Source organism: Desulfurella amilsii, from assembly GCF_002119425.1.
GTDB lineage: Bacteria > Campylobacterota_A > Desulfurellia > Desulfurellales > Desulfurellaceae > Desulfurella > Desulfurella amilsii.
This window is the reverse complement of the sequence record NZ_MDSU01000018.1, coordinates 623706-649962: the sequence shown is the minus strand read 5'-3', so window position 1 is coordinate 649962 and position 26257 is coordinate 623706. Positions and strand designations below refer to the sequence as shown.

25 protein-coding genes and 1 tRNA gene are annotated in these 26257 nt (G+C 33.3%); 12 read left to right on the top strand and 14 right to left on the bottom strand.

Annotated features, from left to right (window positions below; genetic code table 11):
* The 7 genes from DESAMIL20_RS10800 to rlmN are packed head-to-tail and all read left to right on the top strand — an operon-like array spanning position 1 to position 4907.
* Positions 1 to 867, top strand: a complete 867-nt coding sequence (locus tag DESAMIL20_RS10800; protein ID WP_086034052.1) for a methyl-accepting chemotaxis protein — start codon at positions 1 to 3, stop codon at positions 865 to 867.
* Positions 868 to 877: 10 nt separating this feature from the next.
* The gene (locus DESAMIL20_RS06795; protein WP_086034051.1) at positions 878 to 1324 is read left to right on the top strand and encodes a chemotaxis protein CheW; all 447 of its coding nucleotides are present in this window, start codon (positions 878 to 880) and stop codon (positions 1322 to 1324) included.
* Positions 1321 to 2292, top strand: coding sequence for a chemotaxis protein (locus DESAMIL20_RS10795; RefSeq protein WP_086034050.1), 972 nt, complete (start codon positions 1321 to 1323; stop codon positions 2290 to 2292). Before DESAMIL20_RS06795 ends, DESAMIL20_RS10795 begins: the two co-directional genes overlap by 4 nt.
* Positions 2293 to 2300: 8 nt before the next feature.
* Positions 2301 to 2786, top strand: a complete 486-nt coding sequence (locus DESAMIL20_RS06785) for a chemotaxis protein CheX (RefSeq protein WP_086034049.1) — start codon at positions 2301 to 2303, stop codon at positions 2784 to 2786.
* Positions 2786 to 3493: a protein phosphatase CheZ gene (locus tag DESAMIL20_RS06780; RefSeq protein ID WP_086034048.1), complete on the top strand. Its 708-nt coding sequence runs from the start codon at positions 2786 to 2788 to the stop codon at positions 3491 to 3493. Before DESAMIL20_RS06785 ends, DESAMIL20_RS06780 begins: the two co-directional genes overlap by 1 nt.
* The gene (locus DESAMIL20_RS06775; RefSeq protein WP_086034047.1) at positions 3490 to 3861 is read left to right on the top strand and encodes a response regulator; all 372 of its coding nucleotides are present in this window, start codon (positions 3490 to 3492) and stop codon (positions 3859 to 3861) included. The genes DESAMIL20_RS06780 and DESAMIL20_RS06775 overlap by 4 nt, the downstream gene beginning before the upstream one ends.
* A 14-nt stretch (positions 3862 to 3875) precedes the next feature.
* A complete protein-coding gene (gene rlmN, locus DESAMIL20_RS06770) occupies positions 3876 to 4907 on the top strand; it encodes a dual-specificity RNA methyltransferase RlmN (protein WP_086034046.1) in 1032 nt (343 codons plus the stop codon).
* Here the strand turns inward: rlmN and ruvC are convergent.
* On the bottom strand, positions 4863 to 5351 hold the full coding sequence (ruvC, locus tag DESAMIL20_RS06765; protein ID WP_086034045.1) for a crossover junction endodeoxyribonuclease RuvC: 489 nt from the start codon (positions 5349 to 5351) through the stop codon (positions 4863 to 4865). The two genes, rlmN and ruvC, sit on opposite strands and share 45 nt — an antisense overlap.
* Complete coding sequence (locus DESAMIL20_RS06760) at positions 5314 to 7050, bottom strand: LysM peptidoglycan-binding domain-containing protein (protein WP_086034044.1); 1737 nt, start codon at positions 7048 to 7050, stop codon at positions 5314 to 5316. Before DESAMIL20_RS06760 ends, ruvC begins: the two co-directional genes overlap by 38 nt.
* A 159-nt stretch (positions 7051 to 7209) precedes the next feature.
* Here DESAMIL20_RS06760 and DESAMIL20_RS06755 point away from each other — a divergent pair, with 159 nt between their 5' ends.
* On the top strand, positions 7210 to 8904 hold the full coding sequence (locus DESAMIL20_RS06755; protein ID WP_086034043.1) for an AMP-binding protein: 1695 nt from the start codon (positions 7210 to 7212) through the stop codon (positions 8902 to 8904).
* Positions 8905 to 8913: 9 nt separating this feature from the next.
* Here DESAMIL20_RS06755 and DESAMIL20_RS06750 read toward each other — a convergent pair whose 3' ends face one another.
* The 4 genes from DESAMIL20_RS06750 to DESAMIL20_RS06735 are packed head-to-tail and all read right to left on the bottom strand — an operon-like array spanning position 8914 to position 13358.
* A complete protein-coding gene (locus DESAMIL20_RS06750) occupies positions 8914 to 9729 on the bottom strand; it encodes a universal stress protein (protein ID WP_086034042.1) in 816 nt (271 codons plus the stop codon).
* Positions 9722 to 11572, bottom strand: coding sequence for an ATP-dependent zinc metalloprotease FtsH (gene ftsH, locus DESAMIL20_RS06745; protein WP_086034041.1), 1851 nt, complete (start codon positions 11570 to 11572; stop codon positions 9722 to 9724). The genes DESAMIL20_RS06750 and ftsH overlap by 8 nt, the downstream gene beginning before the upstream one ends.
* A gap of 11 nt (positions 11573 to 11583) precedes the next feature.
* The gene (locus tag DESAMIL20_RS06740) at positions 11584 to 12699 is read right to left on the bottom strand and encodes an outer membrane protein assembly factor BamB family protein (protein WP_086034040.1); all 1116 of its coding nucleotides are present in this window, start codon (positions 12697 to 12699) and stop codon (positions 11584 to 11586) included.
* Positions 12684 to 13358: a histidinol phosphate phosphatase domain-containing protein gene (locus DESAMIL20_RS06735; RefSeq protein ID WP_086034039.1), complete on the bottom strand. Its 675-nt coding sequence runs from the start codon at positions 13356 to 13358 to the stop codon at positions 12684 to 12686. The genes DESAMIL20_RS06740 and DESAMIL20_RS06735 overlap by 16 nt, the downstream gene beginning before the upstream one ends.
* A gap of 103 nt (positions 13359 to 13461) precedes the next feature.
* Between DESAMIL20_RS06735 and DESAMIL20_RS06730 the strand changes: the two genes are divergently transcribed.
* The 4 genes from DESAMIL20_RS06730 to DESAMIL20_RS06715 all read left to right on the top strand — a co-directional run bounded on the left by DESAMIL20_RS06730 (position 13462) and on the right by DESAMIL20_RS06715 (position 16754).
* Positions 13462 to 14973, top strand: a complete 1512-nt coding sequence (locus tag DESAMIL20_RS06730) for a S1 RNA-binding domain-containing protein (RefSeq protein ID WP_086034038.1) — start codon at positions 13462 to 13464, stop codon at positions 14971 to 14973.
* Between the two features lie 8 nt (positions 14974 to 14981).
* A complete protein-coding gene (gene sppA / locus DESAMIL20_RS06725; RefSeq protein ID WP_086034037.1) occupies positions 14982 to 15818 on the top strand; it encodes a signal peptide peptidase SppA in 837 nt (278 codons plus the stop codon).
* A 3-nt stretch (positions 15819 to 15821) separates the two neighbouring features.
* Complete coding sequence (locus DESAMIL20_RS06720) at positions 15822 to 16700, top strand: hypothetical protein (RefSeq protein WP_086034036.1); 879 nt, start codon at positions 15822 to 15824, stop codon at positions 16698 to 16700.
* Positions 16678 to 16754: transfer RNA gene (locus DESAMIL20_RS06715), tRNA-Pro, on the top strand. Before DESAMIL20_RS06720 ends, DESAMIL20_RS06715 begins: the two co-directional genes overlap by 23 nt.
* A gap of 93 nt (positions 16755 to 16847) precedes the next feature.
* On the opposite strand, the gene DESAMIL20_RS06710 is transcribed toward DESAMIL20_RS06715, so the two are convergent.
* The 8 genes from DESAMIL20_RS06710 to DESAMIL20_RS06675 all read right to left on the bottom strand — a co-directional run bounded on the left by DESAMIL20_RS06710 (position 16848) and on the right by DESAMIL20_RS06675 (position 26214).
* Complete coding sequence (locus DESAMIL20_RS06710; protein ID WP_086034035.1) at positions 16848 to 17045, bottom strand: hypothetical protein; 198 nt, start codon at positions 17043 to 17045, stop codon at positions 16848 to 16850.
* A gap of 2 nt (positions 17046 to 17047) precedes the next feature.
* The gene (locus DESAMIL20_RS06705; protein WP_143340259.1) at positions 17048 to 17677 is read right to left on the bottom strand and encodes a TorD/DmsD family molecular chaperone; all 630 of its coding nucleotides are present in this window, start codon (positions 17675 to 17677) and stop codon (positions 17048 to 17050) included.
* Between the two features lies 1 nt (position 17678).
* Entirely contained in the window at positions 17679 to 20813 is a 3135-nt protein-coding gene (locus tag DESAMIL20_RS06700; RefSeq protein WP_086034033.1) for a molybdopterin-dependent oxidoreductase, read from the bottom strand.
* A 12-nt stretch (positions 20814 to 20825) separates the two neighbouring features.
* Complete coding sequence (gene nrfD, locus DESAMIL20_RS06695; RefSeq protein WP_086034032.1) at positions 20826 to 21998, bottom strand: NrfD/PsrC family molybdoenzyme membrane anchor subunit; 1173 nt, start codon at positions 21996 to 21998, stop codon at positions 20826 to 20828.
* A gap of 12 nt (positions 21999 to 22010) precedes the next feature.
* Positions 22011 to 23120, bottom strand: a complete 1110-nt coding sequence (locus tag DESAMIL20_RS06690; RefSeq protein ID WP_204218579.1) for a 4Fe-4S dicluster domain-containing protein — start codon at positions 23118 to 23120, stop codon at positions 22011 to 22013.
* A gap of 135 nt (positions 23121 to 23255) precedes the next feature.
* Positions 23256 to 23906, bottom strand: coding sequence for a response regulator (locus DESAMIL20_RS06685; protein ID WP_086034031.1), 651 nt, complete (start codon positions 23904 to 23906; stop codon positions 23256 to 23258).
* 8 nt (positions 23907 to 23914) lie between these two features.
* Positions 23915 to 25324, bottom strand: coding sequence for an ATP-binding protein (locus DESAMIL20_RS06680; protein WP_086034030.1), 1410 nt, complete (start codon positions 25322 to 25324; stop codon positions 23915 to 23917).
* Positions 25321 to 26214, bottom strand: coding sequence for a substrate-binding domain-containing protein (locus DESAMIL20_RS06675; protein WP_086034029.1), 894 nt, complete (start codon positions 26212 to 26214; stop codon positions 25321 to 25323). The genes DESAMIL20_RS06680 and DESAMIL20_RS06675 overlap by 4 nt, the downstream gene beginning before the upstream one ends.
* Positions 26215 to 26257 lie beyond the last annotated feature (43 nt).

Here is a 26257-nt window from a genome sequence, read left to right as displayed (position 1 = left end):
ATGAAAAAAAATAACGTAATAACAACTTCTTTTGATAAATCAAGCAAAAAAAGCACTATAGCAAAACTAGCTAAAAGTGTAGTAAAAGACTCTCTACTTAGCACTTCAACAAATGGCAGTTTTAAAATAATCCAAAGCGATGTACTGGGAATTAAGGAGCAAATGAATGTATTTGCTGCATCTGTTGAAGAAATGAGCGGAAACCTAAAATCTATGACCGATCACCTGTTGTCTATAAACGCTGACTTTGAACACTTCAATAACAACAATGCCGCATTAAAATCCAAGATAGACGAACGCAACCAAGACATTGCAGAAAAAAAAGAGAACTTAAATACATTCGTAGAAAGTATAAAAAATCTAAGCGTTTCGTCAGAAAAGATAAGCGAAGTAATTGGTTCAATCTCAGATATTGCCACGCAGACTAACCTGCTTGCATTAAATGCTGCAATTGAGGCCGCCCGTGTTGGTGAAGCAGGCAAAGGTTTTGCTGTAGTTGCAGACGAGATCAGAAAACTTGCGACAAAAACAGACACTATGACAAAAAATATCAACAAAATTCTTGATAGCTTTAACACAAAAATAGAAGAAGCCGTTGAAAGCGTAGAAAATGTAAACAGCTTTTTAGAAACACTAACAAAGGATTTTAACGAGTTTGCTAACGTATTTAGTCAATCCCAAAAAGAATCAAACTCTATTGGTGAGTCTTTGTCGCAGAACTCACTGGCTATAAGCGAGCAAATTAAAGTAGTGGATGATTTGGCATATAGAATAAGCACAATATACTCAGCATTAGAAAAGATAGTGCATGTAATAATGACGATGGTTAATGTAAACAAGAAAATAGAAAATATGATTAAATTTTGAGGTAGGCTATATGCAAGATGCAGATTACACTCAAGCGGTAGGCTTTAACTTAGAAAACGAAACATACGGTATTGATATCTTAAATGTATCTGAAATAATAAAGCCCATAAACATAACTTTCATACCAAACACTCAAGACTTTGTGCTTGGGGTTATAAATCTAAGGGGTAAGATTATACCTACAGTAGACTTAAATAAGAAGTTCTTTGATAAGTTTAAAGACATCACTCAAGACAGCAGGATAATAGTGGTATCTATGCAAGAAAATACCGTAGGCTTCCTTGTAGACAATATTAAGAAGATCTACAATATTGATAAAGAAAGCATTGAAAACTCACCAGAGACTGTAAACGAGAATGTTCAAAAATACATTAAAGGCGTTGGCAAGCTGGATGAAGCTTTAATTATTTTGCTTGATGTTGATACCATACTAAAAGAAGGTGGGTATAAGTCATGAACGATGATTTGAAAGAAGTCTTAAGGGTAGGCGAAAATAGGGTTGAGTTTGTTGACTTTAGGATGTATGAAGAGAAAGACAGCTATACCAAAGAAAACATATACGGCATAAACGTATCAAAGATAAAAGAGATAATAAAGTACCCAAACCCAAAAGAAATAATAAGCGTTCATGGTAAATCCGATGTGCTAGAAGGTATGATAAACTTAAGAGGTGAAGTAATCCCAATAGTAAACTTAGCTAAATGGTTAAACATCAAAGAACCACAAGACCCTTTAATTGAAAAGAGTAAAAAAATCATTGTGGCTAATTTCAACAATGTAACGGTAGGCTTTATTGTTCATGAAGCAAAAAGGATAAGAAGATTTGCATGGAGCGATATAAAGCCGCCAAACGATGTGCTTTCTAGCCAGTATGAAAATAAGATTATAGGAACGATAAACAACATAGACGATGAAGACAAAGAAAAAGTCCTATTGATTGTTGATTTTGAAAAGATCTGTGAAGAGCTTGGCATATTTGGAGCAGAAAATGTAGAAAAGATAGAAAATGATATATCAAATTACAAAGTATCAAGAAAAGCGAATGTCTTAATAGCAGATGACTCTTCTATAGCAAGAAAGATTATAAAAGAAGCCATAAAGCCTATAACAGAAAAACTCTACGAAACAAAAGACGGCCAAGAGGCATGGGAGATTTTAAACACACTCTATGAAACCTCAAATGGAAATATTAAGTCCTTATTAGACCTTGTCATAACAGATGTTGAGATGCCAAACATGGATGGCTTTACACTAACAAAAAAGATTAAAGAAGACCCAAGGTTTTCAACACTGCCTGTTGTAGTTAATACTTCTCTTTCAGGGGGTGCTAACTTAGCAAAAGCAAAATCAGTAGGCGCAGATGATTTCTGCACCAAGTTTATAGCAGAAGAGTTTGTAAGGGCAGTTACAAATAATGTCAAATAGGAGTTTGAATGTCAGCTATTAGTGCAGATTGGATCAATCCTTTCATAACAGCAGCAACAGAAGTGCTAGACGAAATATTAGGTGTTAAGCCAAAGCTATCTAAACCATATGTAAAGCAATCAGATGAACCGCTCTTTGATATAACCGGGCTTATTGGCCTAACGGGTGAAGCGGTAGGCTCTATTGCTTTTTCTTTACCCAAACAGACTGCGCTTAAGATAGTCTCTAAATTTGTAGGTGAAGAAGTGCTTGGGCTTTCTGCTGATACAAGGGATGCAATAGGCGAATTAACAAATATAATTGCAGGAAGGGTAAAAAAGATCTTCTATGAAAAGAATATTCGTATGAAAATCTCTGTACCTAATATTATTGTAGGCAAAGATCTTGCTATTAGTTCTGTAAAAGGTATTCCTACAATAGTTATTCCATTTGAGACTGAACTTGGCAATTTTGCTGTACAGGTATCGATAAAGAAGGCGTCAAAGGAGGGATAATGGGCACACAAGATGAAATTGATAAACTGCTTTCAAGTTTTAATTCAGCCAAAAAAGAAGATATAGAAGATATGCTAGATAAGTTTGAGCAAAACAATACGCAAATGCTTGAGCCAAAGATAGAAGAAGAACCAAAAATAAAAGAAAAAGAACAAGAAAATCAAGAGCATCTACAAGGAAAAGTCTATCCACCAGAAGACCACAGGGTAGTAGATAAGCTTGATGAAATTACAAAAGAAAGTGAAGAAAAAGTCAACCAGCTGTTTGAGCTGCTAGAAAACGCAGTAAGCAGAATAGATGCAATGGATGCAGAGCTTAAGAAAGTTAAGCCCTACCTAGACGAACACAAGAAATTTATGGATTTATTTGTCAGTGCATTTCCAAAAGCTTCAGTTAATAAAAACTACGAGTATTTTTCTAATGTGCTTAAAATATTTGATGAAATTCAAAAGACACATGAAGAACTTAAAAACTATATATTCGACTCTATGGATTTACTGCAGTTTCAGGATATTACAAGACAAAAGATAGAAAAAGTAATCAGTGTCATTCAAGCATTGCATGAATATCTAAACAACTGGTTTGCATCAGGCAGCAAGGTTAGGGCTCGCGTTGCAAAAACTATTGCTGATGAATCACAAAAACCTCAGATAGACCAAGAAGTAGATGATATTGTAAATAGTTTTCAAAGGGGGGAGATTGAATGAAAATCATAACTATTGATGATTCTTCTACAATGAGAAGGATCATTAAAAATACACTTTCCCGTATTGGGTATGGCAGCGATGTATTAGAAGCAGAGGACGGAAAACAAGCACTCGATATTCTGTCGCAAAACAAGGTTGACCTTATTATAACTGATTGGAACATGCCTAATATGGATGGATTAACATTTGTTAAAAAAATTAGGAGCATGAGTGAGTGGAATGATGTGCCTATTATAATGGTTACAACCGAAGCGGCAAAAGAAGATATCTTAGAAGCACTAAAAGCCGGTGTAAACAATTATATAGTAAAACCTTTTACTCCTGAAGTGTTAAAAGAAAAAATAGAGATTGTAATGGGTTTAAAATAAAAAAAGGATTAAAAATGCAAAATTTCTTTAATTTTACGCTTTTTGATCTTGAAGAGTATATGTTAGAATTAGGATTTGACAGGTATAGAGCTAGACAGCTATTTAATTTTATATATGCCAAAGGTTTTGATGAATTTTTAGATATTAGTGTTTTAAAGAAATTAGATAGAAACATGTTAAGTGAAAAATTATTTATTCCCAAGCTTGAGTCTAGTCCAATAAAAGATACTGATGGCACAACAAAGTTTTTATTTAAATTATTAGATGGTCAAGCTATAGAATCAGTTTTAATACCAATGAAAGAAGGGAAAAATACCATTTGTGTTTCAACTCAAGTCGGTTGCAAGATGAATTGTAAATTTTGTGCCACAGCAAAGTTAGGCTTTATTAGAAATTTGCAAACATGGGAAATTGTTTATCAAGTAAGATATATTTATAATCAAATTAAAAAAGAAACCCACAGGACCCCTAATATCGTATTTATGGGAATGGGTGAGCCACTTGATAATTATGAGAATGTAATAAGAGCTATTTTGATAATAAATAATGAGCACGGTTTAAGCATTTCACGCAGAAGAATTACTGTATCTACTTGCGGAATTGTGCCAAAAATTGAAGAGCTTAAAAAAGATTTAGCTTATATTAATTTGGCTATATCTTTAAATGCTGCTGATAATTTAAAAAGAAACTATTTGATGCCCATTAACAACTCTTATCCAATTGAAGAGCTGATAAATTCTGCAAAAGATTTTCCTCTGCCTGAGCGAAAAAGGCTAACATTTGAGTACATAATGATTAAAGAGTTTAATGATACACAAGAAGACATCAAGAACCTAATTAAATTATTGAAGCCCATTAAATGCAAGCTTAATTTAATACCTCTAAACAAACATTTATACAGCGAAAATCTTTATCCAAGCGATGCTCAAACTATAGAGAATTTTGCCAAACAGCTAAGGGACAAAAACATGTTTGTTACGGTAAGAAAATCTAAAGGCGAGTCAATTAATGCGGCTTGTGGTATGCTTGTAGCTGCAATGCGCTAGGGCTATTGATATAGCATCTGATACATCCAATGGCAATTTATCTAATTTTGTATTGAATATCTTCTCAACGATAAATTTTAGTTGAGTTTTTGAAGCAGCGCCGTACCCAGATATTGCCTGTTTTATTTCTCTTGTAGAATAATGAACAATATTAATATGGGCATTTTTTACAGCTGCCAAAATAGAGCCTTTTACCTCGCTGAGCTTTAAAGATGATTTTATGTTTACAGAATAAAATACATCTTCTATAGCAACTTCGCTTATATCGTAGTTTTCTATAACTTCTTGCGTTTTTGCAAAGACTGCATGTATTTTATCATCAAAATTTTTTATATTTTGCAATCTTATAAAATCGTAGTGGAATGTTTTGTTTAAGCAGTCTACAATGCCAAAAGCAGTAGTTTTACTACCCGGATCTATTCCCAGTATAATCAAATTTTTCATGAGATGGTAAAACCCTTCTTGCACCTACAAATCTATTTAAAAAATAACCATCTAGTGGAGATATTATAACACCTGTATTTTGATTCAGTGCTGAGATAAATTTATTATCGCCAATGTATATGCCCACATGGGATGGATAGGTACCAGCATAGGTTTGAAAGAATAACAAATCACCAGGCTTGATGTCTGCAAGTGACACGGGTTTTCCTACGTTGAATTGCTCAGAACTTGTGCGAGGCAATTCTATGTGAAATTTTGCAAATATATCTTGCACAAAACCTGAGCAGTCTACACCTGTCGATAGGTTTGTACCACCCCACTGGTAAGGTGCGCCAATAAATAATTTAGCGTATTTTACTAATCGTTCATTTAGCGTATTTTCTTTATTTACAAGGGAATATTCGCTGGTTGAGTAGTTATTTTTAGCATTCGCTAAGTTAGTGTTATTTTTAGGTATTAATAAAGTTTCACCTATATTAATTTCATTACTTGGTAGATTGTTTAAAGATACAATATCGTCTACGCTTGTATCAAATGTTTTAGCAATTGTATAAAGCGTATCCCCTTTTTGAACAATATAATGATCTAAGTATAATGAGTAGTCTTTGTTTTTATCGTAGTTATTTGTTACAATTTGATTCTCGCTTGAGTTTTTAGTAGGTTGATTTTGTGCTTGGTCGCTAACAGTTTTCTTTAAAACTGATGGTTGTTTATTTGTTCCTATAATTTTTGGTGGAACCAATAGTATTTGACCAACAGAAAGGCTACTACTTGATAGAGAGTTTATTTTTCTTAAGGTAGAAATTTTAGTAGAAAAAGCTTTTGCTATAGAATAAAGCGTATCACCAGCACCTACGGTGTATTTTATGTAGTTGTTATCTTGCTCATTTGTAGTTGCAGCAACAGTAGTGTTTTGAGATACAGGTTCACTTTGTTTTGGTTCTTTTAAAACTATTTTTTCTCCAATTTGCAAATTTGACCAATCAACATTAGAGTTAAATTTTTTTATATTATCTATGCTAATGCCAGTTTTTTCTGATATACCAATTAGTGTATCTTTGGGTTCAATAGTGTATATGTCGGTGTTTAATGGTATTTGTTTTTGCACTATCTTTTGCTGGGCAGCCATTCTAGTAGGCACAATAATTCTATCGCCAATATTAATATTGGACAAATTTAATTGAGGGTTTAGTTTAGCAAGTTCTGATAAAGAAATATTATATTCATCAGCTATTTTAGAGGCTGTATCGCCGCTTTTTACAATATAGATATTGCTTATTTGGGTATTTGAAGCTATTTTTGTGTTATTCGGTAAAATAAGCCTATCACCTATATTTAAGTTGGAAAGATCAATATTTGGGTTAAGCTTTTTTAGTTGCTCTAAACTACAACCTAGTTTTTTTGCTATATTATAGGCACTATCACCTTTTTCAACAACATATACCTTTGCTTGAGACAAGCCTGATGTACTCATCTGTCTAGCATAAGTAGTTTTTTCGGAAGGAAGTAGTATTTTTTGACCGATGTTTAAATCCGAACTTTTTACACCGGGATTTACAATTTTTAATTTTTCTAGAGGTATGCCTAATTTTTGAGCGATACTTGTAAGCGTGTCACCTTTTTTAACTATGTAAACACTCGCGTGTGCACTTGTTGCCAGTGTTAAGACCAAGAAGGCAGATAGTATAGTTTTTTTCATAATAGCCCCCTTTTAAGAGATTAACCTACACTTTATATACCAAAATTTCAAATTTTTGTAAAGTAAAAAATAAAATAATAAAGTTATATATATAATATCAAAATTATTGAAATCCAAATGTAATTATCATATAATCCATTATAAACAGCAGGGGGGTATATGAAAAGTTACAATTATTCCACAAGCTCTAAAAGTCTAATTTTTAAAACTATAGGAGAAATGCTTAATGAAATTGTAAATGCGTATCCTGATAATGATTGTTTAGTCAGTATACCAGAAGGCATAAGATACAACTATAGGCAATTCAAGGCAGAAGTCGATAAAATAGCCAAAGCTTTTTTGGCTCTAGGTGTTAAAAAAGGTGATAGAGTAGCTATATGGTCTGCTAATAATGTAGCTTGGGTTTTAACCCAATTTGCTACATCAAAAATTGGGGCAATTTTAGTGACAATTAACCCTGCATATCGAGCAAGTGAGTTAGAGTATGCGCTTAAGCAATCTGAAACTTCTACTTTGGTTTTAATTGAAGAATTTAAATCATCAGATTATATAAGCATTTTATACAATGTAGCACCATTTATAAAAGGGTCTAAACCTACAGGGCTCAATTCTATAAGATTTCCGTATTTAAAAAATGTTATTTGCATATCTCAAACAAAATACTCTGGTATGTTTAGATGGGATGATTTTGTTGAAATGCACAAAAAAATTGATGATTCAATGTTACAAGATATGGAAAACGCTCTAGACCCAGACGATATTATTAATATTCAATATACATCTGGCACCACTGGTTTCCCAAAAGCAGCCTGCTTAACACACATAAATATACTTAACAATGGTTATTTTGTTGGTGAAGCTATGAATTTTACAGACAAAGATAGATTATGTGTTCCTGTGCCATTTTATCACTGTTTTGGTATGGTTATGAGCAATTTAACATGCATTTCTCATGGCTCATGCATTGTTATCCCATCGCCATACTTTGACCCTATAGCCGCTTTAACAGCTGTTGAGAAAGAAAAATGCACTGCTTTGCATGGAGTGCCTACAATGTTTATAGCAGAACTAGAACATCCTGAATTTAGCAGGTTTGATTTAACTTCTCTAAGAACTGGTATAATGGCTGGTTCTCCTTGTCCAATTGAAGTAATGAAGCGTGTAAATAATCAAATGCATATGAGTGAGGTAACTATTGCCTATGGACAAACGGAAAGCAGTCCAGTAATTACACAAACGACGCCATATGATTCGTTTGAATACAGAGTAGAAACCGTTGGAAAACCATTGCCGTTTTTAGAAGTTAAAATTATTGACCCACAAACGGGTAAAATTGTTGAAGCAGGAGAGCAAGGCGAGCTTTGTGCAAGAGGATACTCGGTTATGCGCGGATATTACAATAATATTGAAGCAACCCAAGCTGCTATTGACGAGGCTAAATGGCTTCATACTGGTGACTTGGCTGTAATGACACAAGATGGTTACTTTAAAATTATAGGGCGCATAAAAGATATGATAATAAGGGGTGGCGAAAATATCTACCCAAGAGAGATAGAAGAATTTTTGTATACTCACCCAAGCATTGCCGATGCTCAGGTAATTGGCGTACCAGACCAAAAATACGGAGAAGAAATCTGCGTGTGGATAAAGCTAAGAGATGGGCATACATTAACAGAAGAAGAAGTGAAAGAATATTGCAGAGAAAAGATAGCTAGATACAAACTGCCAAAATATATAAAATTTGTAGATAATTTCCCAACGACAGTTACCGGCAAGGTAAGAAAAGTGGAAATGCGCGAGATTTCCGTAAGGGAATTGGGTCTTGGAGCCGCTTCCAAAATTGAAACGGCTTAAAATATATTGTTATCTAACTATAATTAAAGGCAAGTTGCATTCTTTTCGCAAGATTGCCTCTGTAGTTGAGCCTATAATCATTTCTAATAAGCGGTTTTTGTTGTATGCGCCAAGCATCAAAAGCGGATTATTGAGACTCTTTGTGTACTCGATCAATGTATCTGCAACGCTTTTTTGTTTAGTTAGGTATGTAATTTTTAAATCGCTATTATCTAAAGTTTCTGTTTCGTCTTTTCTTACACTGACTATATGAATTTTAGCTTTTAGGTTTGTTGCACAAACATTTGCAAGTTCTAAAGCTTCTTTGGCAGGATCTCTACCATCGTAACCCACCACGATGTTTTTAATCTCGTAGAAGTCTTTATCTGCAACAAAAATTGGCTTTTTAATTTTTCTGATAGTTGATTCTATATTGCTGCCTAAAATTCCTCTTTCGAATGATGCATTGACGCCTTTTTTTCCGATAAAAACCATATCGTACTCATAAGAAGTTTCTACTATTGTAATAGGTATAATGCCTATTTCTATAAATGAGTGAAACTTTACGCTTTCGTTTTGAGCCATCTCCGAAAAAGCCTGCAAGATACTTCTGCCTTTTTCTTCCAATGTTTTTTTTAGCTCAGCACTAAAATTAATAAAAGGCTCAAACCCTAAAACGCCACTTAAGTCGTAAATAAACGGTCCTTCAAGTTGCATTGTGTCTACTACATGCAGTGCATCCACAACGCAATCAAATTTTTTTCCAAAATCAAGCGCAAACTTTATTGCATTTGTGCTATATGGACTAGAGTCAACTGCCACTAAAATTTTGTTTAAATCATACATCTTTATTCTCCATAACTTTTTTTAACTCTTCTTCATTGATTTCTTCTTTCTCTAAAAGTATATTTGTTAATTTTTCAAGCTTATCAATATTTTGTTCGAGCATTTGCTTTGCTTGCCTATAGCAATCGTTTAATATCTTATTAATTTCTGCATCTACAGTCTCTTTTGTTTTTTCGCTTATTTCGTCTTTTTGAGCAAATATTCCTTCTGAACCTAAAAATCTTGATTTTGCTGGATCTTCTAAAACAACTAATCCTATAGATTCGCTCATTCCTAATTTTGTAACTATGCTTCTTGCAATATCAGTTGCGCGCGACAGATCGTTTTGCGCCCCTGTTGAGATATCTTTTAAAACGATTTCTTCGGCAATTCTTCCGCCAAAAAGCACCTTTATCATATTTAGCATTTCTTGTTTTGTGATTAAATACCTATCGTCTGTGGGCAACTGTTGGGTATATCCAAGTGCTGCAACACCACGAGGTATAATAGAAATTTTATGCACTTTGTCAGCATTTGGTGTTAAGTAGGCAATGATAGCATGGCCTGATTCGTGCACCGCAACCCGTCTTTTTTCCTCTTCGCGCATTGCCCTGTTTTGTTTTTTTAAACCAGCAATTTGTCTTTCTATTGCTTCTTCAAAATGTCTCATATTTACCGTTTCGCCGTTTTCCCTTGCAGCTAACAATGCAGCTTCATTGACAATATTTTCTATATCAGCGCCAACAAGTCCAGGTGTCATCTGTGCCAATTTTTTAATATCAACATCATTATCCAGTTTTACTTTTTTAACATGCACCTTAAAGATTGCTTCACGGCCAGTTACATTTGGCTTATCTACTATAATTTGCCTGTCAAATCTTCCAGGTCTAAGTAAAGCTGGATCTAGTATTTCTGGTCTATTTGTTGCTGCCATGATAATTACGCCTAAATTTGATTCAAACCCATCCATTTCAGCGAGCAATTGATTAAGTGTTTGCTCCCGCTCGTCATTTGAGGTCATAGTGTTGATTGCCCTGCTTTTTCCTATTGTATCAATCTCATCAATAAAAACTATACAAGGAGCCAGTTTTTTAGCTTCTTGGAACAAATCCCTTACTCTGCTTGCGCCGACTCCTACAAACATTTCTATAAATTCAGAGCCGCTTATGCTTAAAAATGGCACTTCTGCTTCCCCAGCTGTAGCTTTCGCAAGTAGAGTTTTGCCAGTTCCTGGAGCGCCTACAAGCAAAACACCTTTTGGTATTCTTCCACCTAATTTTTGATATTTGCTCGGGTTTTTTAGAAACTCAACTATTTCTTCTACTTCATATTTTACTTCATCAATGCCTGCTACATCAGAAAACTTCACATCTGGGCGTTTATTTAGGTAAACCTTAAACCTACCTTTGCCAAAGCCAAAGATAGAACCGCTTGAACCTCTTATTTTTTTTGTCATAAACCACCACAAAAAAAACAACAACCCAAACGGCAAAATCCAACCAAAAATCAAATTTGTTAGCCATGTATTTGTAATTGTGCCACTAAAATCTACATGGTGTTCTTCAAGGTCCTTTACTAAGTTAGGGTCTTTTACCGAAACTGTTACGAATTGTTCTTTTTTGTTTTTGTCGTTTAAATACTCGCCTTTTATGTATTGAGACGAAATGTCACAGCTTATTATTCTATTTTTAGCAACAAGTGTCTTAAATTCTGAGTAACTAAGTGTTTTTTTCTGAATGGCAAAAAAGCTTTGGTAAAAGTAAATTGCTAAAAGCCCAATCAGCAAGTAAAACAGGGAAAATTTTATTAAATTTTGGTAGTTGTTATTTTTGTTTGGTTTTTGTTCATCATTATTATTTTGCATTTTGTTACCTTTCAATAAATTTTATAAATGCTGCCATTTCTTGAGATTATATAAAGGGCATTTTTGTAGTAAGTAAATTTTGAGTCAAAAGTGCCGCCTAAATTAAATATCTGCATAATTTTGCCATTTAGCGCATTAAGTACCACTAATCTACCATTTGAAAGCAAGCAAAACAAATAATCATTGCCAGATAAATACATTGAATAAACATCGTAATTGTAGCTAAGGGTTTTACTCCAGATAGTACTGCCGCTTTGAGGATCAAGTGCTTCTACGCCACCTTTTTCATTTGCAACAAACAGTGCAAAAGGTGAGATTTGGGGGTTTGCAAAGCTAGATATTTCTTTTGACCAAACAGGCATTGCTTTATCAATTGATATAGCTTGTGTATATCCGGTTGTGCTTGTTGCATAAACATTAGAATTTGTCAATTTGGCTTTCGAGTCAACATCCACAAAAAGCTCTCCTTTACCCACCTTTACTTGCCAGATTTCATCACCATCTTTAGTCAATTTATAAAGCATACCGTTGTCAAAGCCAATATAGATGGCGTCGTTTGTAAATACAGGTATGCTAAAGCCTTTTACGCTCATTGGAGCTGTATTTCTGTGAAACTTCCATACTGTCTTGCCATCGAGTTTGTCTATTTTATATAGTGTATTGTTTGTAGTAGTTATATAAAGATAGCCATCATTTTCTACTATACTGCCAACGATAGGAAATTCAAATTGTTTTTTCCATACAATATTATCTTTGTAGTCTATCTTGAAAAGTTGACCTTTTTTTGTGCCAACATATATGTAATTATCAGCATAAACTTCTGCTTCTATAGGTTCTTTTATATCAAACTTCTTAGCATCTAGGTTTTTTAAGTTTATCATATAGAGGTTTTTATTTGTGCTTCCAATATATATCATATCATCGTAAATAAAAATTTTTGCCCTATAAGATACAGGACCTATGCTGTAAATTTTTTCTACTTTTACGGGCGGGCTAACAATACTTGTTTGTTTTGCTATGGGCGATGGTTTTTCTTCCACAGTTAATTTAATATGTTTAGTACCAGAACAAGAGTACACAGAAAAAATTGTTAATAACAGCAAAAAAGCACTTATTTTTTTGAGCACATAAATCTCCTTTTTAAAATTTTTTCTAATAACACTTCTGAATTATAAAACGCTTCATTAACTTCATTTTCATTCATACCGCAACCATATAGTATAGTCTTTGCAAAATTGATATCAATAAGATCATATGGAGAGTGCGTGTCTGTATCAATTACACATTTCGCATTGTATTTTTTTGACATTTGAAAAACATGACCATTTGTTAAACTATGACCGCTCCTTGCAGTAATTTCTAAATATACATTGTTTTTTACTGCAAGTTCTACTTCCTTTTGACCAATTAATCCGGGGTGTGCCAAAATATCGCAAAAACTTGCTATAGCATATATATTTGTTGATTTAGCTACATTTTCAACGGGGCTTTCGCCATGCACTACAACAATTTCAGCTCCTAGTTGCCTTGCAGACAAAATGGTGTTTTTTATTAGCTGTGGTGGCACATGCGTTATTTCTACGCCACAGAAAACATATAAACCATAGTATTTTTCAAGCCCATATGTTACTTTTTTTATGTTATTTAAAATTATTTCTAAGTTTGAAAAATCAGCATGGTCTGTAATTGCAATTGCCCTATAGCCTTTGTCTTTTGCTCTTTTTACTAACTCAGATGGTATAAGCTCGCCATCGCTAAAGACTGTGTGCGTGTGAAAATCAATCATAATTTTAATTTTAAACGATTGTTTGCACTTGTCAAGTTTTATTTGTTGACAAGCTTTTTATATAAGTTATAATAAATAAATCAATCAAGGTAGGGGAGGTTGTATGGATAAGGAATATATGTTGAATTACGAAAATACTTTTAAGGACTTTAAAGAAGGTGAGATTATCGAAGGCATTATTATAAACATAAAAGATGATTATGTGTTTGTAGATATAGGATATAAATCCGAAGGAATTGTGCCATTAAACGAATTTAAAAGTCCGTGCAATATTGGCGATAAAATAAAAGTAATGTTTTTGGGAAGACAAGACGCAAATGGTTTTCAAATGCTATCAAAATTAAAGGCAGATAGGCTTATAGGTTTTAACACAATTACTCAAGCCTTCAAAGAAGAAAAAGCCGTTAAAGGCACTATAAAAGCTTCCATAAAAGGTGGCTTTTTGGTTGATGTTGATGGTTTTGTAGCTTTTTTGCCTGGCTCTTTGGTAGATTTATCAAAAAGAAGAAATTTTGACTACTATATTGGCAAAGAGTACGAATTTAAAGTTATAAGCGTAGATGAGCAAAAAAAGAACGCTATTTTATCAAGAAAACAATTATTAGAAGAGATTGCTAACAAACAAAGAACTGATTTAATTGATAAAATTAAGGTTGGAGATATAGTTGAAGGCAAAGTAAAAAATATCGTTGATTATGGTGTTTTTGTTGATCTTGGCGGGATTGATGGGTTTGTGCATATTACTGATATCTCGTGGAAAAAAATTTTAAAACCTCAGGATGTTTTAAAACCCCAAGACGAGATTAAAGCTAAAGTTATGCGTATTGAAGATAAGGATGATAAAAAAAGGGTGTTTTTAAGCATTAAGCATTTATCTGCTGACCCATGGGAAGAGATAAAAATTAAAGAAGGTGATGTTGTTGAAGGCAAAATTTCAAATATCGTTGACTATGGCATTTTTATTGAACTATCAGATGGTGTAGAGGGTTTGATACATAATTCTGAGATTAGCTGGATAAAATTTCCAAAAGAGGCCAAAGAAGAGTTAAGCGTTGGTCAATCTATAAGATCAAAAGTTTTAATGGTTGATACTCTAAAGAAAAAAATAGCGCTGAGTATTAAGAGGCTTGATGCAGAACCCTGGTCTAGTGTTGAAGAAAAATTTCGTGTGGGCGATATCGTAGAGGGCGTCGTTACAGGCATAAAAGATTTTGGTGTTTTTGTAAAACTAGACGAAGGCATTGAAGGTCTAATTCATACTAACGAGCTTTCTTGGTCACCAGAAGAAAGACCGACTTTAAGTATTAACGAAAAGATTGAAGTAAAAATTATTGACATAAATTTAGATAAGAAAAAAATAGCTTTATCTTTAAGACAACTTGAGCCAGACCCATGGAGCTTAATTGAGGGCAAATATAAAGCTGGCGATATAGTAGAGGGCGTCGTTACAGGCATAAAAGATTTTGGTGTTTTTGTAAAAATTGAAAAAGGCGTAGAAAGTCTTGTTCCAAGGAGTGAGCTGAATAACATTAGTGTGAACAAAGATGAAAAAGTTAAAATAAAAATAATCAGACTAGAAATACAAAAGAGAAAAATGATTTCAAGATTGATGTAAATTAATTTATGAAAAAGATAATAAAAGCTTTTGTAGTAGTTTTTGTTGTAGTTTTTGCTATAAATTTTTTTTACAATATTTTTAGCCCTGCAAAAATTGCAGTTGTCAATATTTATGGTATTATCACGCCAAATACTGCGAAAACTATATGTGAGCAGCTAAATGAAGCACAAAAAGACCCCACCTACAAAGCTATTTTGTTAAAAATAGACTCACCTGGTGGTGATGCAACTCAAAGCGAAAAAATTTACTATTTAGTAAAGAAAATAGATCAAAAAAAGCCCGTTGTTGCCCTAATTGAAAGCGTTGGTGCAAGCGGTGCTTATTTTGCATCACTGGGAGCTAGAAAAATTGTGACATATCCAGCTTCTTTAACTGGTAGCATTGGTGTTATATTTGAGGGGATTAATGTTTACAAACTGGCAAATAAAATCGGTATTGAAGAGTTTGTTGTAAAAAGTGGCAAAGTAAAAGATGCAGGAAATCCTTTAAGAAAACCTACTAAAGCGGACAAAGAAATGCTTTTTAGCGTTGTAGAAAGCGTATATAATCAATTTTTACAATCTGTATCAACATCAAGGCATATCAGTATAAAACAGCTAAAACCCTTAGCTGATGGAAGGGTATTTACTGGGCAAATGGCACTAAATTACCATTTAATAGATTCGATTGGGGGTTTTGATGCTGCTAAAGCTTACCTTAAAGATTATACCGGGATTAAAAGCTTAAAATTTGTTGATCTAAGTGACGATAATATGTCAGTTTCTAAACTTTTTGGATTAAGTAATATCGAAAGGTTGTTGGATTTATCAAAAACACCAAGTTTGCAGATGATTTTTAAGTAACTTATGCTTAATATTAATCTTTTGAAAAACAATATACCTAATAAAATTGATATTCCAAAAAAGTCAAAATTGCATATTGCAAAATTTCTAATTGCTTCTTTAGCTTTTGTTTTGGCTATCTTTTTAGCAATTGCAGCAGGGTTTTATTTTGCCAATAGACAAGCCAAAATTCAGACGTCAAATTTAAGTATTAAGGCACAAACAAAGATTACTAAAAAGAAAGTGGAAAAGACAACTAAAAACAATAATACATTTAATATCACAGTTAAATTACAAAATGCTGCTTCGAATGCAACAGTTTCCAATTTGCAAACCCATACAAATGAGCCTATCGCTCAAGAAAAGTCAGAGGTTATAGCGCCTGCGCCTAAAATCAAACAAAATGCAAACCAAAACTTAAGGCAGATTGTCTCAAACCCTAAGCCAGTCTCAACTGCGCAGCCCATCAAAAAAAGTTGTACTGTTTTTTGCAACAGCAACAACCTAAATTATCTAAAATCAATATTAAACCAAAAACGCATACCTTACACAATAAAAGAGCAAAGCGAAAATTCGCACTATTATTATGTGGTTTTTGTAGGAGGTTTAGAGAAATCTAAGTTTTTAAATTTTGAAAATGTATTAAAGTCAAAAGGATACAATGTAGTTGGCACAAGAGTTGTTAATGGCATATACTATGCAGATTTAGGCAGGATGAACGAGTCTGATAAAGATAGGTTTTTAGCTGCGTGGAAGAACTTAGGCTTTGATATTTTAGTTGACAAACAAAAAGAAATAAGTAATAAAAGTTATGAAGTGAGTTTTTTGTGCACAAAAGATGTTTTTAAAGACTTAAGACAAAAGGGATTTAAGGCAAACACGGGGCGTGGCGCAGCTTGGTAGCGCACTTGAATGGGGTTCAAGTGGTCGGAGGTTCAAATCCTCTCGCCCCGACCAATTTTAAATTTACTTTATTGATAGATAGAACATTCTAAGGTTTATAAACCTGCACAAAGATAATTGGACAAAGAAACAACATGTGATTTTGATTTAACAACCTAAAAACTCCGTATTTGCTGGAGGACCTAAAATTTTATGTTTTATGTTATTTGGTTTTGAATTTGTGGAATTATCTTTTTTTTGTACTTTTTTATTTATTTCTGCTTTGCTTTTATAAGAGTTTTGGCTTGCGTGTAGGTTATTGTAATTTAAAATTAACAATACAGAAACAAACATAAAAAGTTTCACGATTAAACCTCTTTCATTAGGTTACTTTCTAGGGCTATAAAATTCTTACCGATATTTGAAAACATCTTATAAAACTTATTATCGCATCTTTGCAATACTTCATTAAAAAAAATTTCTACCCAGTTGACAATATATTTTTTGAAGAATTTATATTGCTCTTCAATAGTAGATATATTTTCCGACAAATCCATATTTATCAAATAACTCATAAACGAAAATATAACTGATAAATGGTCGCTTCTATAATCAAAATGCAAGCCATATAGGCCATAAAGTGAATTCAACTCTTCGCTTATTGTATAAAAAGAGTTATTTGAGCGTAAATTTGCATAATTTATAAAGGCACTCATGTATGGCGGTATGTAATACATTGCAACTGGAATGACAAAAGTATTTTCATAAACTAAACCCAGCTCAATTAATCTATTATCGTTTTTCATCAAAGAAGTGATATAGTTTTCTAGCTCTTTAATATCTTGATGATTATCTAAAAAACTCTTTAAGAATGTATATATATCTTTTTGATGAATTTTATCTAAAAATTCCTTTTCAGGCTTTAGAATAAATATATCAGAGAGAAGGTTGTATAAAAACCTTCTCTGTAGATTTTGAGTTTGCGGATTGTTGCTCATATTAAGATACCTTTTCAATTTTTACTGGTGTGTTATAGTAAGCCATACCACCTGCTACATCGCTTTCTAAAACTGTTGTCCAACCATCTTTATCCGCAATAGATTCATCTAAAAGCATTAAGTGATTTGGGTGTATTCCAACATTTCTGGCTGGGTCGCCTTCATATTTTTTGCCATTTATATACCATGTACCAGAGCCATAAGACCATCTCCCAAAAGCTTGAGAATATGTTACAACACCAGGTCTTAGAGCAAAACGTATCCTTATTCTAGTAATAATGCCTTTTGGATAAGCAGGTGAGCTTAACCTAACTGTATCACCATCTTTGAGGTTTAATTTTTTAGCATCAACTTCGCTAATTTCTAAAAAATTACCTGGCAGCAGTTCTAACAACCACGGGTCCGATATAGTTCTAGATTTTGAGTGAATAGGTACTTTGTAAGTTGAAAGCATAAATGGGTAATCTTTCATCGCATAGATTTTACTTAGAGGTTGTCCTTTCATGTTTTTGGGAGGCTCTAATCGGACACCACCATCAAATTTTTCACCTGTAATAGCGTTATGTGTTTTAGCAACAACCTCGTTATATATTTGAACCGCGTTTTTCTTTTCACCCCACCTATGTGTGACCCATTCTGGTTGACCAAATGGTAAATAAGCTACATCTTGGTCTTCAAATCTTCCTCCTCTTGCAATTACATAAGCTACCTTTTTCCATTCGTCTGGTTTTAAAGCATTTGGATATTTCTTTATGTATTCTGCAACTGTTTTCATTTCATAATCATCAGCATCTGGTACAGGCCCTTGTTTTATAAATTTATCGCCTTCTTTTTTAAGTAAGTGTTTATCATCGTAAGCGATATTTGCAATCATTTTTAAATAGTAGTCTTCCCTAACATTTAAATTTCCACCTTCTAAAAATGCATTTTTCCCAAATCCCGGTAGCCCAAGTTTTTTTGCAACATCAATTAGAAACTGTTCCATTGTTATATGTATTCCGTCTTTGATTTTTGCAGTTACTGGCTCAATAATGGGTTGCCTTGTAGAAATTCTAGAAGTGGGGTATGTAGGGTATCCGCCAAGTGTTCCCCAGCCCTCTAAGTAAGTTGCATCAGGTATAATGTAATCTGCATAGGCAGAACTTTCTGCTATTACAATATCTGTTGAAATAAACAATGGTACTTTATTTAAATCTTTAATCATTCTAACCCACATCAATGAATCATCATCTGCTCCCCCCATACCGGGTTGAGACCAGGCTGGGTTAGCCATATGTTGAAACAAAATTTTTACTGGGTATGGATATTGAAAATAAGTACCCGCCCAGATTTCCTGCCAAATTCCAAAACCGAAAGGAAACCACGGTCTTTTTGCAGGAAATGGGTTACCTTGTTTAAGTCGATTCTTGTATTCAGTTGTTTCCTCATAAAAACTGCGCTCTCTGGAAATTCTAACACCGCTTGGCGGAACGAAATCAGGCCATTTCTTTAAATTGTATACCCCATCTAAAGTTTCTGCTGCTCCTCCACCGTTTATATAACCACCTTTCCAATCTATATTACCCACAAACGCATTTAGTAATAATACTGCCCTAGCATTATAATAGCCATTAGCATGCATCGCTGGGCCTCTATAGAGATCAGCGACGGCTTTTCTGCCGTGAGAAGTAAACTCTCTTGCCAATTCAATTATTTTTAGTTTTGATATACCTGATTCTTTTTCATACCATTCATACGTGTGATTTTGTGCTTCTTTCCACAGATACTGCATTGCTGTAAGGCACTCTACACCATTTACAACTACGGTATCCAATGATAAAAATCCGTTTGGCCAAAGTTCTGCTTGACTTGTTGAAGTAGCTTCTGTAGGTTTTTTTAAATTTTTATCAATCACCATTAATTCTTCTATTACTTTAGGTTTTTTTGTTTTTTCATCTATAATTGTTTTTTTGTTAGGTGATTTCAAAAATAGACCATAATCTGGGTGATTTTTATCAGCTACAATTAAATAACTTGCGTTAGAATAATTTGGTTCATTTTGTTTTATAGCATCTTCGAAATTCGGAATCTCTAAATATTTTTCATTATAGCGTTTATTTTCAATAATCCACCTGATCATACCTATAGCAAATGCTCCATCTCCGCCAGGCTTTATTGGCACAAAATCTGCGTGAGCGATTTGATTACCGCCTCTTGGGTCTATAAATACGACCTTTTTACCGCTTGATGTAGCTTCTGCGGAGCGTCGAGCTAATGTTTGCATAGGAAAATTTGCTTCATAATAATTAGAGCCAAATACTAAAACAATTTCAGCGTTTGGTTGATCTGGTTTTAGCATATTGGTACCAGGATAGGTTGCATTTGTAGCAACATGGTGAGTTAACTCGCATACAGAAACATGCGGTAGAGCATTAACAGAGCCTAAAGCGCTTGCAAATCTTATTATAAGATTGTTTTGTCCACCTTCTGCTCGACCCCAGTAAGCTACGAATTGATTCGTTTTGGGCCCAAAATCAGGATATTCTTCATTTGCAGGGACGAATCTGTTTTGGCCGTTATTCCACAAATGTTTAAAACCTTCTACAAATCTGTTTTCTTCTCCGGGAACATCTTTAAATAGATACCCACCATTTACTACTTCATTAATTAATTGTTCGTAGGATATGGTTGTGAATTTTTTTGAGCCTCTAGGGCCAACTCTTTTTAATGGTTTGTATATTCTATATGGGTCATACACCGTTTGTCTGCCTGCTTGACCTCTTGGACAGAGCGAATGAGAACCATTAACATGTGGTTTTTTTGATGTATCAAAAGTTGTTCCTACATATGTTATGGCTTTGTTCTGCGGTGTTGCATAAGGAATTGGTGGTTGAGTGGTTTGAATATCGTATGGATTTCCATCAAGTTTAATTATTGTATTTTTATAAACTCTTGCCATTAGTGCACAATCACTATGACATTGTTTGCAGGTAGAAAATTTTACATCTACACCTGGCCATGTTTCTATTCTGCCTGGATAAATATACTTTCCATCATAATGTATGTATCTTCCTGGTCTTTGTTGGCTTATTCCTACTCCAACACCAGCTAGACATACACCGAATGTTGAATATTTTAAGAAATCTCTTCTATCCATAAAATTTTCCTCCTATTTATTTTCATTGCTATCTAATGATTGAGATTTAGGGTTGTCTTCCCAGCCAAATAGCCATGATAGGACAAAGAATAATACTAATCCTAAACAAAACAGTCCAATACCGCTTAGTATTCCATCAAAGCCTAGCCATGGTGCATGAAATATTACTGTGCCTTGTGATATTTTTGGCAGCAACTGCCCGCCTATAACAGTATCATACCTCATTTCCCAAACGCCAAAATTTATTAAGATAGCAATAATAAGCATTAAAAACTTTGATTGTCTAACTTTTTTGAATAGTAAAAACACTAAAGGCACAATAAGCCCTATTAAAATTTGATAAATATGGTAATTAACAGATAATGCTCCACCCCAGTTATACACTAGTTCCCATCCATGAAACTCTTCTGCCCCTGTATACGCCCTAACAGAATACAGTTTTTCTACAACATCTAAAAACAAATCTAGTAAAATTGCAAAAATGGTGAATATACCCAATGCGTTTAGGGTTTCTAAATTTACTTTATTTTTCTTTGAGTAAAAGCTGTAGCCTATTATATAAAAAAATATTACAGTTGCAGCACCAGAAACTATAGCGGATGTAATAAACATTAACATCATTACAGAACTAGTCCACAAAGCTCTAGCTTTTATAGCCCCAAACACAAACCCTATGTATCCGTGAAATGCAAATGCTAATGGTACGCCAATTGCTGAAATTATGAAAAGCGCTTTCTTATCTTTTTTTATACTCTCTTGAGAAACTTCTGGTCTTCCAAATGTTAAAAATTTTGAAATTGCGCCTCTTAAGCCACCTTGTTTAGATCGTTCTACATTATCAACTCTATAGTCAAAATACATCTCAAACAACATCAAAATTACATAAAGTGTCCATATGACTATAAAAACTCCAAGTGGTGAGTATGGAAAATGGTCTCTTACATACAACTCCCAAACTGCTCTTGAGGGTTGCAATGTATCAACTAATGGTGCAAAGGCAGCTAATAACACCATCGCAAAGCTAACTGTGGCTGCTAATTTAGCTACAGGGTCAAATTTTTTAAACCCAAATAAATGCGATAGCGAATCAATAACAAAAGCTCCAGCCATAAGTCCAGATAAAAATGGGTATATTACAATAGGTAAACCCCATATAGGTGTCTCTAAAAACTGACCTTCTAACATATTTCCTCCTCCTTATACTGCAAATTGTTTAAATGGATTTTTCTTTTCTTCTATTGTTGGCAGTTCGACTTCTCCACCCAATTGCTTGTAGTCTGTTGTGTTAAAACCAATTGTATATGTAAACTCCATAAACACCTTATCTATTGATGTTGTTCCTTCAAGGTTTCCATTTAAATTAATATAAAATACTTGAGGATCCGTTCCTTGAGAAATCATTAATCTGCCTGTAGGAAACTGCGCAATTAATTGAGACACTTCGCTGTTTGGATCATTTAGATCCCCAAAAACTCTTGCTCTACCAACACACGATGTTACGCAGGCAGGTTCAAGGCCAGCATCAACCCTATGGACGCAAAATGTGCACTTATCTGCTGTCATTTGAATAGGATTTAAAAATCGCATATCGTAGGGGCATGCTTGGACACATGTACCACATCCAATACAAACCTCATAGTCAATTAATACAATGCCGTCTTGCCTTTTGAAAGTAGCCTTTACAGGGCACACTTGAACGCAAGGAGGCTCATCGCAGTGGTTGCAAATTCTAGGCAGCATGAATTTTTTCACATTTGGCTCATACGAACCCTCTTCTGTTACAATCATACCATTTTGGGCAGGTTTAATAGAGCCTACTTCCATAACATCAACAATCGTTCTAAAAACACCTAAAGGCACATTATTTTCACTTTTGCAGGCAACTACGCAGGCTTGACAACCTACGCATTTTCTATTATCCATAACCATGCCCCATTTGTGTTTTGGATGTGTCTTTGGTATTTCGGAAAAGCTATCATGCCATATAGGCAAATTATTTGGGTTCAAAATCGTCTTCCAGTCATTCCAGCCATCATTGGCATCAAATACAGGATTTTCCCAACCCATCCACCTGTGATTTTGCAATGGCCCAGTAATTTGATCGCTTGAATCAATATTAATATCATTAGTATGCCCGTTGCTAGCAGTTTTTTGCGGTGCCTGATCTTGCGCTTGTGCGTTTTTAGTAAATAAAGAAAAAATAAGTGTTCCGCTTACCCCAAGACCAAGTGTTTTAAGCAATGTCCTTCTTGCGCTTGTGGGTTTTTCGTCAGTGTCAAGATTTTCATTGGTTGTGCGCTTTCTCATAGGTCCTCCTTTAATAATAAATTCTAGTTTAATATAAACTAAAAAAATAATTTATAAATCGTCTATTTATTGAAATCTTATTATTGTTTTAGACTACTTATGAGGCAAAATACATTTCAATTGTAAGATTTTTTCTTACATTTCGAGCAAGTTTAATTTAATTATTAAATTTAGCAATTTTGTTTTGTCCATTTCAAGCTTTGCAAGGGCTCTCATTCTGTATGTAGCAACAGTTTTTTCTGATAAAAAAAGTTTTTCTCCAATTTCTTTATTTGTAAAACCTTTTGCTACCAATATTGCTACTTCTTTTTCTCTTTCACTGAGCGTCTCCCAAATTATTTCATCACGAGTTTTATAGGATTGTTTTTTCTTTATATAGATTTTGCCAACTAAGTGTGGCTGTATGTAAATTTCGCCTTTTATAATTGTTTTTAAAGCATAGATAAGGTCTTCATCTGCTGCGTGTTTTAAGATGTACCCAGATGCGCCTTCTTCAAGTGCTTTTTGTATATAAATCTGATTCTCGTGCATAGTTAGAATTAAGATCTTTGATTCATTTGATATTTGCTTTAGTCTACTTATAATATCTAATCCACTAATGCCCGGTAAACTAATATCAAGTATTATTATGTCGGGTTTAAATTTTTGAGTTAAATCAATGGCATCGGTTGCATTGTTTGCATCTGCAACTACTTTAAACATTTTGTGGATTTCTATAAGCATTCTTAAGCCTGAGACAACAATATTATGATCATCAACAATTAATATTGTAAAAACATCTTTCATAAGCTATGTTAAGTTGGCACGCTAAAAATTATAATAGTGCCATTTTCTTTATCTGAATTTATTTCCAAATTCCCACCTAAAAGCGTTATTCGCTCTTTCATACTGTATATGCCAAAACCTGAGTTATTTTTTTGATTTTCTTCAATTCCAATCCCGTCATCTTCAATTATACCTCTTAATATTCCATTGTTCCATTCTAAAAAAACTTTTAGAAATTTTGCTCTTGAGTGTTTGACTACGTTTAATACAGCTTCTTGAACAACTCTATAAATGCTTGTTTCTATGTGTGAATCAAATCTTCTTTGCTCAATATTAAATGTATTAAAACTATAATTGATATTATTTGCAGCAACAAAATCATTTAAGTAAAATTCTATAGCCTTAGACAAACCCATCTCATCTAAAATGCTTGGTCTTAAATTTTTTGCCATATCGTGTATCAAGTTAACTTCTTTTAAAAGGTTTTCTTTAAGCTCTGAAAATATTTTTTTTGTTTCATTAAGTGAATTTGATTCTTCAACCGTTTTTATTCTCATCTTTAAATATGCAAAAAATTGCCCCAGTTCATCGTGCAATTCCCGTGAAATTCTTTTTCTTTCTTCTTCTTGTGCATCAATAACTTTGTTGACAAACTCTTTAAGTAATTGCTCCTTTTTTTCTCTTTCTTTTTCTAGAAAATTTAATTTATCAATCATTAAATTAAAAGATTCAATAAGACCACCCAAATCATCATATAGCCTTGAGGAATAGACTTTGATTTTGTAATTGCCATTAGAAATTTCTTTTGTGGCTTTTTTTAACAAAAAGATTGGTTGCATAATTAAATAAGTTATAATACTTGCAAAAACGACGCTTACAAAAATACCCAAAAATATTATTAACAATATGTACATTATTAGACTGTTAACCACATTTTCTGAATGTTTTTTTGAGATACCTACTCTCAGGACGCCTAATGCCCCATTTAAAATGGGCTCTTTTACATCAATAACTGAACCCAAATTCGTTTTTATTCGCTTAACAGAAGATGTTTTAAAATCAGAATTATTTACATCCAATAACTCTTTAGGAAAAACATTATGAAATGTAGAGGCAAAAATTTGATTATCTGGACTTTCAACAAATGCATAAAGTACATCTGGGTTGCTTTTTTTAGAATCATCTAATATTTTTGTTAGGCCAAAAATATCATTATCTAAAATGTAATTAACAGATTGAAACGAAAGTTCTTTTGCTATAGACACACTTAGTTCGTTTAACTGATTAGAATTAAAGTTATAGAATGTTTTTTCAACTGCCACAATTGTTAATATCCCGATAAAAAAAGATGTAAATACAATAAGGCCCACTATTTTAATGTAAAATGGCACATTGTATATTTTTAAAAGCGTTTCTTGCAATGTTGTTTTATTAATCATTGAAAATAGTAAATGCTATCATAAAAATTTTTTGGCGGAAGAATAAATTTATCTACACCGATTTCTTTTAATATTTTTCTACCTTTAGAATTTTTATCCATACTTAGCAAAATATCTTGGATTTTTTTTTGCATTTTTTCATCCATTTGCTTTGGAACAACGACTGGAGGCATAGCAAAAGTTGGTGACTCAATCAAAATTTTCGTATTTTTTCTTAATTTAGAAGAATGTTTAATTGCATAATTGTAAACTATACCATCTACGGATGCAGCAGAAACAATATTATTGGCTACTGCTTCGATAGAAAAAGTGTGAGAATAAGTAAAACTGGTGCTTTTAAAAAATGTTTTTGGGTTTATTCCATACTGTTTAAATAGATCCATTGGGAAGAAATAACCAGTATTGGATAATGGATCCATAAAAGCAAATGATTTGCCTTTTAAATCCCAAATGCTATTTATATTTGATTGTTTATTGACGATAATGTATGCCTTGTATGTAATTTTATTATTTACAACAGGTATAGCAATTGCATTTGCTTTATTTTTTAAGTCACCATATACATAGGCTCCTGTGCAAATGAATGCTAAATCCACTTTATTATCTTTTATTAAATCATTTACTTCCAAATAAGTTTTCCTTTGGGTTAGCTTGACTTGCATACTTAATGCATCTTGTAGGTATTTTAAAAAAGGCTTATAAACATCATAATTTTGCACGGGAGACATCATAGCGGAAATTGCAACTTTAAAAGTTTTTACATGATGTAAATCTACTTGCTCATTTAATATTGTAGTATTACTTAAATTAATGATTTTTTCATTTTTGTTGGATTTGGTGCAACTAAGTAAAAAAAACGCACACAGCAATACTACATAAAATAATTTCATAATTAGATTATATACTTTATACGTAAATTATCAATATAACAAA